Raw genomic sequence first — 12,553 nt, 5'->3', positions numbered from 1 at the left:
AAGTCGCTTACCTTTATCCTCGTTGTGCCTACGCTTACAGTTCAAAGACCTGCTATACCAACCTCCCCTCGGCTGTATTCGCCTTAACAGGCTTTTTAGGTTATACCTTAGGCCCAATTCTTAACCGCTATGTTGGTGCAGGCTTAGGCGATGCAGTTGTATTAGCATTAGGTGCTACAGCATTAGTGTTTTTTGCTTGTTCAGCTTATGTATTAACCACCAAAAAAGATATGTCATTCTTAAACGGGATGATGATGGCACTTTTCGTGGTCGTTTTAGTGGGCGTTATCGCAAATATTTTCTTAGCAATGCCAGCATTAAGCCTTGCATTAAGCGGTTTATTTGTGATTTTCTCAAGCGGTGCGATTTTGCTGACAACCAGCAATATCATTCAAGGTGGCGAAACCAACTATATTCGTGCAACCGTTGATCTTTACGTTTCACTCTACAATCTTTTTGTGAGTTTCTTGCAAATTTTTGGCGTGTTAGGAAACGATGACTAATGGCACAAATTGAGCTGAATGGCACATGTTATCAAGTAGATAACGATGGTTATTTGTTAAACCTTGATGATTGGTCAGAAACATTTGCAACATTGATGGCTGAGCGTGATGGCATTACGCTCACGCCTGAGCATTGGAAAATTATTCAGCTAGTGCGAGAGTTTTATCAAGAATATAAAACCTCGCCTGCAATTAGAATGCTAGTTAAAGTAATGTCGCAAAAATTTGGCGAAGAGAAAGGAAGCAGTCGTTATTTACAACGTTTATTTCCCGACGGGCCTGCTAAGCAAGCAACAAAGTTTGCGGGCTTGCCAAAACCAGCTAAATGTTTATGATCTATTGAAAAAGACATATAAAAAACATACGCTTAAAGTCTAGTCAATGAGTCTTTAAGCGCATTTATCTAACTATTTTATCCTATATGCCTATATATTAATACGTTAAGCAGTCAATTTTTTCAATCTTTCTGCATAAGCATTCCAATCGTTAATTGGGCGTGTTGCAACACCGCTTTCCATTGCAGCTTTTGCAACTGCTGATGATACCTGCACAATTAAACGCGGATCAAATGGCGTTGGGATTAAATAATCCGCACCGAATGATAAATGGCCGTAGTTTGAAATCACTTCAAGTGGTACAGGCTCTTTCGCTAAGTCTGCGATGGCGTGAGCAGCTGCCATTTTCATTTCTTCGTTGATTGCGGTTGCTCCAACATCTAACGCACCACGGAATAAGAATGGGAAGCAAAGCACGTTGTTTACTTGGTTTGGATAGTCTGAACGACCAGTACATACAACCGCATCTGGACGTACTGCTTTCGCATCGTGCGGAGTTGTTTCTGGCACTGGATTTGCAAGTGCCAGAATTAACGGAGTATCTGCCATCGTTTTGATCATCTCTTGGCTTAATGCCCCTGCTTTTGAGCAACCTAAGAACACATCTGCACCTTTAATTGCATCTGCAAGGGTACGCCAGCCATTATCTTCGATAGCATAGAACTGTTTAGTCTCATCCATTTTATCGCCACGACCTTGGAAGATCACCCCTTTCGAGTCACACATTGTGATGTTCTCTTTCTTGAAGCCTAATGAGCGAAGCAAGTTAGTACACGCAATGGCTGATGCACCCGCACCATTTACTACTAAACGCACTTCATCAATTTTTTTGCCCACTACTTGTAAGCCATTTAATGCAGCAGCCCCCACGATAATTGCCGTGCCGTGTTGATCATCGTGGAAAACAGGGATGCCCATACGTTCACGTAATGTTTTTTCGATGTAGAAACACTCTGGTGCTTTAATATCCTCAAGGTTAATCCCACCAAAGGTCGGCTCAAGAGAAGCGATAATATCAACTAATTTTTCAGGATTGGTTTCGTTGATTTCGATATCGAAAACATCAATGCCTGCAAATTTTTTGAAAAGTACGCCTTTACCTTCCATAACAGGTTTTGATGCCAATGCCCCAATGTTGCCCAATCCTAATACCGCTGTACCATTTGATATAACAGCCACTAAGTTACCCCGAGCAGTATAACGGCTTGCTGTGGCAGGATCTTTTTCAATTTCTAAGCAAGGCTCTGCCACGCCAGGTGAGTATGCAAGGGCTAAGTCGTGCTGAGTTGCAAGGTTTTTAGTTGGGGTCACAGAGATTTTACCAGGGATTGGAAATTCGTGAAAATCAAGGGCTTCTTGTTTTAAATCACTCATATTATGTCCTTATTTTATTGTGTTAGGGGATGAATGTAGAGGTTTTTATCGAATTAAGAAAGATAAGTTGAATATAATATATAAGATAACAAAAAGCGGTGAGGTTTTGCAAAATTTTTACAAAATCCTACCGCTAGTTGATTAAGAAATAATTAGTTTACTGAAGGTAAGATGCCTGCACCGAAGAGGTATTCCCACCAAGCTAAACCTAAAGTTGCGTGAATGATTAAGCTACCGAATGCAACTACAGCCCCTGCAATCCACCAAGATTTGATGTCGTTATAACCTGCACCGAATGTGATTGGGCCTGGACCACCGCCGTAATGTGTTACAGAACCACCGTAAGCGTTAGAAAATAATAAGCCTAATGCTAATAACTCAACTGGTGCACCCGCTACTTTACCAACGGTTGCAAATACTGGCACCATTGCTGCTACATAAGCACCGCCTGATGCGAACAAGTAACGCACAGACACACTTAAAATTAAGATAACGATTAACGCTAATCCACCTTGACCTTCAAATTGGAGGTAATTTTCAAGGCTTGATGCTAACCATTTGAAGAAACCTGCTTTATCTAAGATGCTTGACATACCGATGATACCACCGTACCAAATTAAGGTATCCCAACCTGCTTTGTTTTTACGCACATCATCCCAAGATACGATGCTTAATACAATGCAAAGCACCATGGTGATTAACGCAACTGTTGTTGCATTTACGTGTAAGAAATCAGCGAAAATCCAACCAAATAGTGCTAGCACGAATAATACAGCTAATGATTTTTCGCGGAAAGACATTGGACCTAATTCTTCCAAGCCTTTTTTCGCAATTGCCTTGTTATCTACTTGTTTTAGCTCTGGTTTTGCAATGATATAGCAGATAAATGGAATAATGAATAAACATAATAAACCTGGTACAGAAGCGGCTAAGAACCACTCTACCCAGTTTAATTTGATGCCTAAAATTGGCGACATTAGCTCTAATGCCAATGCATTCGGTGCCATTGCAGTTAAGAAAATGTATGAAGTGGTTTTTACCGACATATACACGTTCATCATTAAATAGCGACCTGCTAATTTGGGTGATTTTTCGGGATCTGAACCTAATGCTACTGCCACACTGTTCATAATTGGGAAAACAATACCGCCTGCACGCGCTGTATTTGATGGTGTTGCAGGAGATAATAATAAATCCAAGAACATACTCACATAACCGATACGCAATGTGGTACTGCCTAACCAACTGATTAGATGATATGCGATACGTTTACCCAAGCCAGTAATCACAAATGCAGAACTTAGCGTAAACGCGGTGAAGATTAACCACGTTGTACCAGATTGATAACCTGAAAGTGTTTGACTCACTTTCACAAGCTCTTTTGCCCCTTCGGTATTACCAATGGTTGCGGCAGATGCGGCAACTGCTGCCAATAATAAGACTGGCTCGCCGAATGGTTTGATCACCAAACCGACGATAGTTGCGATATAGATACCTAATAAACGCCACGCAATCAGAGACAGCCCCTCTGGTGCAGGCAATAAGAAGAAAATCACAGGGATGGCAACCAACACTGCGGTTTTCTGAGCTTTAGATAAAGCCATAGTTCACCTCTAAAAGATTAAAGTTTAAGATAATATTTAAGGAAAATCAGTAATGCCAACAGATCTGCACTGCCACCTGAGCTGAGGTTACGAGCAATACACGCCTGATCAAGTTGGCTCAAATTGTTTTTTAGTTCGCTTTCATTCAGCAATACGCTTGGACTATCCAGCAATTTTTTTGCCTCTTGCTGTACAAATTTCAGTCCCTCCATGCCGCCACGATGTATTACATTGGTATCGGGGTTCGCCGCCATCAGATAAACCAACGCTATCAACCATTGATGCTCAGTTGAGTTAACCTTCTTGTTTGACAGAAAATCAAGCGTTTGACGAACCAACGCAAAACCACTTTCTGCCTCGCCTCTTGCTCCCGTTAAACCATACTGCTGAAAGAGCTGAATGCCTGCGGTAAGCGGTTGATTTTTCGGGAAATATTGCAATTCAGCACAAAGCCCTTGGGTAAATTCTGCTACCATTTCGCAAATCTGGTCGATGTTTATTGCCACAGGATGCTGCTGATATAATCGACCTATTGCCGTACAAACCAAGCCAAAAGCAAAAATTGCCCCTTTATGGGTGTTTACCTGTTCTGTTGCTTGCAACATTGCCTGTTCTGCTTGCAAACCAAGCGGTCGAATTTGGCGGAGAATTTGCGAACTTGGTTCTTCAGCGGTTTTCATTCCTTCTAATACAAAATGCGAGAAAAATGGCTTTAACGCCAACGCACTTTGTTCGAAGGTATGCAAATTCATATCCTTATGCGAACCATTATTTATACTGTCTACTAAACCTGGCTTAGGCGAAAGTCTAGCTTCACTCAGCAAAGCAGCGTAAGTCAATTCTGCAATTTGATCAGCAAAATCAACCGCTTGCACACTCTTTTGCATCTCTGCAAAAATTTCATCCAAATGATGTTTACGAGAACGAGCACAATTTTTTGCATTCTCATGACAGACCAAACAAGGACGTGGCGGGAAATTAAAATCAGCACGACTTAATAAATTGCCGTTACGGTCAATCACATCAATATCCCACAATCGAGCTAGTGGCGAACTATCTTCCAGCTGCATTGTTTCTTGCTTGAGTAAATTTGCCTCAATAGGCAGTACAAATAACGCTTCGTGCCCTGTTTCCAACGGGCGAATAAATTGGGCGGAGGGTTGCACGCCCAATTTGTCAAATAAAGCGGTCAAATTTTCTAGTGCTTTTGCAAAAACAAAATCTAGCAAAGCATTTTTCTTTATTCCCCCAACCGCAAGCAAAGTGAGCGAAAGTACCGTTTCACCATATTGCTCAAGGCATTGTTGTTGAAGATTAGCACGATTTTCTCGGGCTTCTAAAAGCTGCTCAAGTGAAATTTCTTGCCCTTCAAGGGAAAATTTTTTGAAAAGATGTTGCAAATTTTGACCGCTTACTCTTAATTTCTAAAGAAAGCCCCCCTCTTTAGAAAAGAGGGGAGGGGGAGATTTGACACAAGTAATTAACGAAGAAAATAGTTAATTAAAAGCTATTAAGACTTGACTCATCACCATATCAATGTAATCAATTCTACCAAATCTCCCCTAACCCCTCTTTGCTAAAGAGGGGGATGAATTAGGTTACTCTTTTACTTGATATACCGTATCAATCACTGAACCATCACGATAACGCACTACCGCAACTGGTTTGTCAGTAAATTCTATTTCTTTTGGTTTACCTGTGATGCTGTAAGCACGTTCACAAAGTTGCTCAATCGTGAATAACGGAATGCCCGCATTGGTTAATGCTTCGATTAAATCTGGACGTTTCGGGTTCACAGCAACACCGTGATCGGTCACAAGAATATCAATGTTTTCACCTGGCGTTACGCAAGTAATCACATTTTCCACTACCGTTGGGATACGACCACGAACGAGTGGTGCAACAATAATTGCCACTTGAGCAGAAGAGGCAGTATCACAGTGACCACCTGAAGCACCACGGATCACACCATCAGAACCTGTTAACACGTTCACGTTAAACTTGGTGTCAATTTCAAGTGCTGAAAGAATCACCACATCTAAACGCTCAACAGAAGCCCCTTTTGAGCTGAAATTTGCGTATTGATTTGCGGAAACTTCAATATGATTTGGATTACGTGCAAGAGATTCAGCAGCAACTGCATCAAAACTTTGCACATCGATCAATTTTTTGATTAAGCCTTTTTCGTGTAACGCTACCATACTTGAGGTAATGCCACCTAAAGCGAAATCAGCCGTAATGCCATCACGTACCATTTTGTCTTCTAAGAAACGGGTTACTGCAAGTGCAGCACCGCCAGAACCTGTTTGAAGTGAGAAACCCTCTTTGAAGTAGCCAGAGCCGAAGATCACTTCCGCACATTTACGTGCGATCAATAATTCACGCGGATTGGTTGTCATACGAGTTGCACCGCCACCGATTTTTTTCGGATCACCTACCGCATCAACTTGCACGATTAAGTCCACTTGATCTTGAGCAATACTAATTGGGTGGTGTGGATATTCCGTAAACTCTTCAGTTAATAACACCACTTTATCGGCATATTCCGCATCTACACGAGCGTAACCTAATGAGCCACATTTGCTTTTGCCTGTAAAGCCATTTGCATTACCGAATTTATCACAGCAAGGCACACCTAAAAAGGCAACGTCGATTTTCAACTCCCCTGATTTTACTAAGTGAACACGACCACCGTGAGAATGGATGTTTACGGGCTCAGCCAAAATACCTTTTGAGATTTCATCCGCTAATTGACCGCGTAAACCTGATGAGTAAATTTTGGTGACTACACCATTTTTGATGTGTTTAACAATTGGGTAATGGCTGTCGATTAACGAGCTTGAAGCTAAGGTTAAGTTTTTGAAGCCCATTTCCGCAATTTTGTTCATCACCATATTTACTACGAAATCACCGCCACGGAAAGCGTGGTGGAATGAAACGGTCATTCCATCTTTTAAGCCTGAACGGCGAATAGCGTCTTCAAGACTATTGCAAATTTTGCGGTCTTTTGCTGTACGTGCAAGAGATTCTGCTTTTGGCACCGCTTGATAAACTGGGCGACCTGCGTTGAATTTTTCGATACGTTGTTCACGAGTTGTCATTTTTTATTCCCCTTACTCTTCACGGATACCAGATTTTGCACGTTCAAGAACGAGTTTCGCACGATCAATAATTGGTGCATCAATCATTTTACCGTTTAATGAAACTACACCTAAACCGTTACGTTCAGCTTCTTCTGCTGCGTCAATAATGCGTCTTGCTTGATCCACATCTTTTTGTGTTGGTGCGAATAAGTTGTGAAGTAACTCAATTTGGCGAGGGTTAATTAACGATTTACCATCAAAGCCTAATTGCTTGATTAACGCTGCTTCTGCTAAGAAACCTTCTTCGTTGTTTGCATTTGAGTAAACCGTATCGAATGCTTGAATGCCTGCAGCACGAGCAGCTTGGAGAATTGAGCAACGAGCGAATAATAACTCAATACCTTCTGGAGAACGCTCAGTTTTTAAGTTACGCACATAGTCTTCTGCCCCTAATGCAATACCGATTAAACGTTTAGAAGCCGTCGCAATTTTGTTTGCTTGGGTAATGCCTAATGGCGATTCAATTGCCGCCAGCATTTTGGTTGAGCCCACTTCACGACCGCACGCTTTTTCGATTTCAGTGATTTCGTGATCCATATCAATTACATCTTGTGCGGTTTCCGTTTTTGGCATACGCACCACATCAACGCCTGCACGCACAACGGCATTTAAGTCAGCTAAACCAAATTCAGAATCTAACGGGTTTACACGCACAACGGTTTCAATCTCTTGATAAAGTGGGTGCTGTAAGGCGTGAGCGACTAAAATACGTGCGGAGTCTTTCTCTTTTAACGCCACCGCATCTTCAAGATCGAACATAATAGCGTCAGGTTTATAAATGAAAGTGTTGCTGATCATCGCAGCATTTGAACCTGGCACAAACAACATACTTCTTCTTAATTTAATTGGTTGGCTCATAACACTTTCTCCCAGTTAATTTGCTCATCGGTTGCACGTAATAATGCGGCTTTTAATCTTGCACGAAGCACGCAATCTAATGCACCTTTATCTTCCACGATCACTTGGGCGTTTGAGACTTCAAACTGTTTTAACACATCGTGAATGGTGGCAAGAATATCATCTCCAAATTGTTTACCTACTGAACTGTTAAGTTCAATTTCAAGCGTATTAGCCGGTGCAATTCGCACTTGTGCATCGCTAGATTCTAATGTACCAGCTACGGCAGCTTTGGTTATCTGCATAATGCGTTCCTTATTTCAAATTAACAAAAGTGGTTTATTTCAGTGAAAAAATAATTCCTGAGCATTCTACTGATTTTTTATCAAAAATCTAATAATAAAGGGGTACTCTTGATGTATATCAAAAAAAATATTTTGTATGAATAGATTTCATATTAAATCCTAAAAATATGAGCTTGCTTTAATAAATTAATCCATTTAAAGTGAAATTAATTTCGATTTTACAGCATAACAGAGGTAGCTATGAGCTTTGCAACAGATATCGATCACTTAAACCAAAACATCGCAGATTTAAACGGAAAAATTAACGTCTCTTTTGAATTTTTTCCACCTAAAAATGAAAAAATGGAAAATTTACTGTGGGATTCTATTTCTCGTCTTGCACCACTTAAACCGAAATTCGTCTCCGTCACTTATGGAGCAAACTCGGGCGAACGTGATCGTACACATAGCATCGTAAAAAGTATTCAACAAGAAACAGGTCTCATTGCTGCACCGCATTTAACGGGGATTGACGCAACGCCTGACGAGTTACGCCAGATTGCTAAAGATTATTGGGATAATGGTATCCGTAATATCGTAGCTTTACGCGGCGATGAACCCAAAGGCTATGCAAAAAAACCTTTTTATGCGTCTGATTTAGTAGCATTATTAAAAGAAGTGGCAGACTTTGATATTTCTGTTGCCGCTTATCCAGAAGTTCACCCTGAAGCAAAATCGGCACAAGCAGATTTAATTAACTTAAAGCGGAAAGTAGATGCAGGTGCGAACCGTGCAATCAGCCAGTTCTTCTTTGATATCGACAGCTACCTCCGCTTCCGCGACCGCTGTGTGAATGTTGGGATTGATGTTGAAATCGTGCCTGGTATTTTACCTGTGACTAATTTCAAACAGCTTCAGAAAATGGCAAAAATCACTAACGTGAAAATCCCAAGTTGGATGCACAGAATGTACGATGGTTTAGATGATGACCCAACCACCCGCAACCTTGTTGCTGCAAGCATCGCAATGGATATGGTTCGTGTATTATCAAAAGAAGGCGTAAAAGATTTCCACTTCTACACTCTAAACCGCTCAGAATTAACCTATGCAATTTGCCATACTTTAGGGGTGAGACCTTAATTTTCTATCACTATTAAAAAATATAAAGCCATTAAAACATAGGAAATACTGAACATTTCGCATCGTTTTGATGGCTTAACTAACTAAAATTCACTCAAAAGTTAAAGATCCCAATTAAAGAACTGAAAAAGCGTTTTCCATTGTTCATCAAGCGGTGCTTTTATCGTAATTTTTTGCGAAGTTTTTGGGTGAATAAAATGCAAAAAATGAGAATGTAACATCAGTCGGTTTACGCCAGAATGTTCACTTAAAGCACGGTTTTGATGCAAATCGCCATATTTAGTATCCCCCATAATCGGGTGAAAAAGATGCTTCAAGTGGCGTCTTAGCTGATGTTTTCGCCCTGTTTGCGGGAAAAGTTCGACCAATGAATAACGTGCGGTTTGATGTTTACCCACAGGATATGGCATTTCCACCGTTGCTAAACCTTGATAGTCGGTTATCGCTTCTTGTGCTTCCTTTTCTTGAGAAAATTTATCCGCCACTTTATCTAAAATCACTTTGAGCGGATAGTCTACTCTCGCTTGTCCTTGCAAATAACCTCGAACCACCGCCAAATAACCTTTTTCCATTTGATGATTTTCGAATAATTCACACATCGTTTTCGCCATTTTGCTATTCAAAGCAAATAGCAATACGCCTGAAGTAGGACGATCTAAACGGTGCAGAGGGAAAACATGCTGACCAATTTGATCCCGTAAGGTTTGCATTGCAAATACCGTTTCTGCTTTGTCTAACCAACTGCGATGCACTAACATTCCTGCAGGCTTGTTAATCGCAATCAGCTCCTCATCGTGATATAAAATCTCTAATTCCATATCAATCTTTTAACAACAATTCAATTTGCAAGACGGGTGAGTGGATTGCCTTTAAATAGCCTTCTTCTTTTAAGGCTTCTTCTAAATAAGGTGTAATGGAAAAATTGCGTGGTAAATCCGCATCGCTATCTAACAAGGCGTGCATACGCGGGATAAAAATCCATTGTAGCCATTGAGTTGGTGTGAGCGTTTCAATACAGAAAGGCTGTGGATTTGCTAAAGCTTCCGCAGAAGGCGGAGTAGCTTCCCAAACTTCGTGGGTTCGCATTGCGATTTGTAAATCGGTTAAATGTTGTCTAATTTTGGTTTTCATCATCAAAAATCTATTGCATTAAATAATAGTATTTTAGTCTATTTTCTTCCTATTTTAGACAGCTTAGAGTAAACTTTTTGTAAAAATCCAATTAAGACGAGCAACAGAAGGTAAATATGCAAACCAACCAACCGACTATTCTTCAAAAAATTGTGCAAGATAAAGCAATTTGGGTAGAAAATAAACAAAAAGAATTACCCCTTGAGCAAATTCTTCCACATATCAAACCAAGCGATCGCCATTTTTATGCTGAATTAGCAAAAGGTTCACACAATCAGCCCGCTTATATTTTGGAATGCAAAAAAGCTTCACCGTCTAAAGGATTAATCCGTGCCGAGTTCGATTTAGATGCGATCGCGAATGTCTATAAACACTACGCCTCTGCCATTTCAGTACTTACCGATGAACAATATTTCCAAGGTGATTTTCGTTACATCAACCAAGTTAAACAGCAAACTACACAGCCGATTTTATGCAAAGATTTTATGATCTCGACATATCAAGTTTACCTTGCTCGCTATTTTAATGCAGATGCGATTTTATTGATGCTCTCTGTGGTTGATGATGCTACTTACACTGAGCTTGCCAATCTTGCTCATTCATTGGGAATGGGCGTGCTGACGGAAACCAGCACAGAAGAAGAGTTCGAACGAGCCTTAACACTAGGGGCAAAAATCATTGGCGTGAACAACCGTGATTTACACACACTCACCATTGATATGAACCGCATTGTGCGTTTGGTGGAAAAATACCGCGACCGCATTCCTGCTGACGTTCGTTTAATCTCTGAATCGGGCGTGTACAACCACCGCCAAGTGCAACAAATCCAGCCTTATGTGCATGCTTTTTTAATCGGTAGCAGCTTGATGGGTAGTGCAGATCTAAACAATGCAGTGCGCGCGATTATTTTCGGCGAAAACAAAGTGTGCGGTTTAACCCGTCCGCAAGATGTCAAAGCTGTGTATGAATTGGGAGGGCTTTATGGTGGCTTAATTTTTGCTGAAGGCTCACCTCGCCAGCTTTCTCTTCGTCAAGCTCAAGAATTGGTTGTAAATGCACCGCTTTGCTATGTGGGAGTATTCCAAAATCAAGCGGTCGATTTTGTCGAAAAAATAGCAAAACAATTAGAACTCTTTGCAGTGCAACTGCACGGAAATGAAGATGAAGATTACATCAACGAACTGCATCAGCGTCTGGCAGGCACAACCCAAATTTGGAAAGCCGTTTCTATTGATTTGAATGCCGACAATGTGGTCATTGATGATAACTCGCAAATCGACCGTTTTGTACTCGACAGCAAATCAGGCAATCAACAAGGCGGCACTGGCAAGGTTTTTGATTGGTCGCTCATTCCTGAAAATATTAAAGGAAAATCGTTACTCGCTGGCGGTATTAATCCAGAAAATATTGAGCAGGCACTTCAACAAGGCTGTTTGGGGGTAGATTTAAATTCAGGCGTGGAAGGCAGTAAAGGCGTAAAAGATTTTACGAAATTGACCGCTTGTTTTGAGCTATTAAACACCATTCGATAAAAACAAAATTATATTATGTAGCAGCACAAAACTGAAATTACGGTTTTCAAACAGGCTCAACAGCCATTTTGTGCATTCGCTACATAATTTCGTAAAAATGCACTACATTATTTACTCTTCAATCGAATACGGCAACTCACAAATCTGCAATGCAATGCCATTCACACGGAAATTTGCTTCTCGCTCTACATCTTTGTTCATTACTACTTGCAGCCACAATTTATCTTGATAATGCACAGCAGAAAGAATTGTTCCTGTTGCACGCCAGTTTTCACCGAATTGCATTTCAATGCTAGAAGCAATTTCTGGTAAAGTAATTTCGCCTGCAACTTGACCAACCAACGTAAACATCGCACGTTTATTTGCACCGCGATATTTTGCTCGTGCTACGGTTTCTTGCCCAATGTAGCAACCTTTGGTAAAGGAAATTGCATTTTCGACCGCTTGTAAATTTGCTGCTTGAGGGATAAGTTCAAACTGGTTTGCTTTAAGCAAAATCGGCAAACCGTCTTGAATATCTATTAAATCCCAAAGTTTAGCCGAACCATTTATTTCTAAATTTTCACCCCATACAATTGCACGCTTTTGCCCTTGTGGGAACACTAAAGCGGTCGAATTTTCGTGAAGTTTTGCCAAGATCTCACCGCTTGTTACACCATAGAGTTTGGTA

Annotated in this window: 13 protein-coding genes; 4 read left to right on the top strand and 9 right to left on the bottom strand. The window is 40.8% G+C overall.

Annotation, left to right across the window (positions count from 1 at the left end; translation table 11 throughout):
* Both KH943_RS06035 and KH943_RS06030 read left to right on the top strand, forming a co-directional pair.
* Nucleotides 1–503: Bax inhibitor-1 family protein (locus tag KH943_RS06035; protein WP_304108926.1), on the top strand; the 503-nt coding region annotated here is incomplete at its 5' end.
* The gene (locus tag KH943_RS06030) at nucleotides 503–838 is read left to right on the top strand and encodes a TusE/DsrC/DsvC family sulfur relay protein (RefSeq protein ID WP_304108924.1); all 336 of its coding nucleotides are present in this window, start codon (nucleotides 503–505) and stop codon (nucleotides 836–838) included. The genes KH943_RS06035 and KH943_RS06030, both read left to right, overlap by 1 nt.
* Before the next feature lie 105 nt (nucleotides 839–943).
* Here the strand turns inward: KH943_RS06030 and KH943_RS06025 are convergent, their stop codons facing one another.
* The 6 genes from KH943_RS06025 to citD form a co-directional block, all read right to left on the bottom strand.
* On the bottom strand, nucleotides 944–2,212 hold the full coding sequence (locus tag KH943_RS06025) for a malic enzyme-like NAD(P)-binding protein (RefSeq protein WP_288319509.1): 1,269 nt from the start codon (nucleotides 2,210–2,212) through the stop codon (nucleotides 944–946).
* Nucleotides 2,213–2,364: 152 nt separating this feature from the next.
* Complete coding sequence (locus KH943_RS06020; RefSeq protein WP_304108920.1) at nucleotides 2,365–3,816, bottom strand: anion permease; 1,452 nt, start codon at nucleotides 3,814–3,816, stop codon at nucleotides 2,365–2,367.
* 17 nt (nucleotides 3,817–3,833) lie between these two features.
* Nucleotides 3,834–5,216 (bottom strand): triphosphoribosyl-dephospho-CoA synthase CitG, encoded by a 1,383-nt coding sequence (gene citG, locus KH943_RS06015; RefSeq protein WP_304108917.1) that lies wholly within the window; start codon nucleotides 5,214–5,216, stop codon nucleotides 3,834–3,836.
* Between the two features lie 198 nt (nucleotides 5,217–5,414).
* A complete protein-coding gene (gene citF, locus KH943_RS06010) occupies nucleotides 5,415–6,917 on the bottom strand; it encodes a citrate lyase subunit alpha (protein ID WP_304108915.1) in 1,503 nt (500 codons plus the stop codon).
* Between the two features lie 12 nt (nucleotides 6,918–6,929).
* A complete protein-coding gene (citE, locus tag KH943_RS06005; protein ID WP_304108930.1) occupies nucleotides 6,930–7,805 on the bottom strand; it encodes a citrate (pro-3S)-lyase subunit beta in 876 nt (291 codons plus the stop codon).
* Nucleotides 7,806–7,813: 8 nt separating this feature from the next.
* Entirely contained in the window at nucleotides 7,814–8,101 is a 288-nt protein-coding gene (citD, locus tag KH943_RS06000; protein ID WP_005708463.1) for a citrate lyase acyl carrier protein, read from the bottom strand.
* A 240-nt stretch (nucleotides 8,102–8,341) separates the two neighbouring features.
* On the opposite strand from citD, the gene metF reads away from it, so the two are divergent.
* Entirely contained in the window at nucleotides 8,342–9,220 is an 879-nt protein-coding gene (gene metF, locus KH943_RS05995; protein WP_304108912.1) for a methylenetetrahydrofolate reductase, read from the top strand.
* 101 nt (nucleotides 9,221–9,321) lie between these two features.
* On the opposite strand, the gene truC is transcribed toward metF, so the two are convergent.
* Both truC and KH943_RS05985 read right to left on the bottom strand, forming a co-directional pair.
* The gene (gene truC / locus KH943_RS05990; RefSeq protein WP_304108909.1) at nucleotides 9,322–10,038 is read right to left on the bottom strand and encodes a tRNA pseudouridine(65) synthase TruC; all 717 of its coding nucleotides are present in this window, start codon (nucleotides 10,036–10,038) and stop codon (nucleotides 9,322–9,324) included.
* Between the two features lies 1 nt (nucleotide 10,039).
* Entirely contained in the window at nucleotides 10,040–10,351 is a 312-nt protein-coding gene (locus KH943_RS05985; RefSeq protein ID WP_040216956.1) for a YqcC family protein, read from the bottom strand.
* A gap of 116 nt (nucleotides 10,352–10,467) precedes the next feature.
* Here KH943_RS05985 and trpCF point away from each other — a divergent pair, with 116 nt between their 5' ends.
* Nucleotides 10,468–11,883: a bifunctional indole-3-glycerol-phosphate synthase TrpC/phosphoribosylanthranilate isomerase TrpF gene (gene trpCF, locus KH943_RS05980; protein ID WP_304108906.1), complete on the top strand. Its 1,416-nt coding sequence runs from the start codon at nucleotides 10,468–10,470 to the stop codon at nucleotides 11,881–11,883.
* A gap of 111 nt (nucleotides 11,884–11,994) precedes the next feature.
* Here trpCF and ygfZ read toward each other — a convergent pair.
* The coding region (ygfZ, locus tag KH943_RS05975; protein ID WP_438359825.1) for a CAF17-like 4Fe-4S cluster assembly/insertion protein YgfZ at nucleotides 11,995–12,553 on the bottom strand (559 nt) is incomplete at its 5' end.

The organism is Haemophilus parahaemolyticus (assembly GCF_018373095.1).
In the GTDB taxonomy this organism is placed as follows: Bacteria; Pseudomonadota; Gammaproteobacteria; order Enterobacterales; family Pasteurellaceae; genus Haemophilus_A; species Haemophilus_A parahaemolyticus_A.
This window is presented reverse-complemented; position numbering and strand designations above follow the sequence as displayed.

Excerpts from the sequence above, each read along its gene's own strand:
- truC (WP_304108909.1), bottom strand. The coding sequence starts at position 10,038 with ATGGAATTAGAGATTTTATATCACGATGAGGAGCTGATTGCGATTAAC.
- KH943_RS06030 (WP_304108924.1), top strand. The coding sequence starts at position 503 with ATGGCACAAATTGAGCTGAATGGCACATGTTATCAAGTAGATAACGAT.
- KH943_RS05985 (WP_040216956.1), bottom strand. The coding sequence starts at position 10,351 with ATGAAAACCAAAATTAGACAACATTTAACCGATTTACAAATCGCAATG.
- trpCF (WP_304108906.1), top strand. The coding sequence starts at position 10,468 with ATGCAAACCAACCAACCGACTATTCTTCAAAAAATTGTGCAAGATAAA.
- metF (WP_304108912.1), top strand. The coding sequence starts at position 8,342 with ATGAGCTTTGCAACAGATATCGATCACTTAAACCAAAACATCGCAGAT.
- citD (WP_005708463.1), bottom strand. The coding sequence starts at position 8,101 with ATGCAGATAACCAAAGCTGCCGTAGCTGGTACATTAGAATCTAGCGAT.
- citF (WP_304108915.1), bottom strand. The coding sequence starts at position 6,917 with ATGACAACTCGTGAACAACGTATCGAAAAATTCAACGCAGGTCGCCCA.
- KH943_RS06025 (WP_288319509.1), bottom strand. The coding sequence starts at position 2,212 with ATGAGTGATTTAAAACAAGAAGCCCTTGATTTTCACGAATTTCCAATC.
- KH943_RS06020 (WP_304108920.1), bottom strand. The coding sequence starts at position 3,816 with ATGGCTTTATCTAAAGCTCAGAAAACCGCAGTGTTGGTTGCCATCCCT.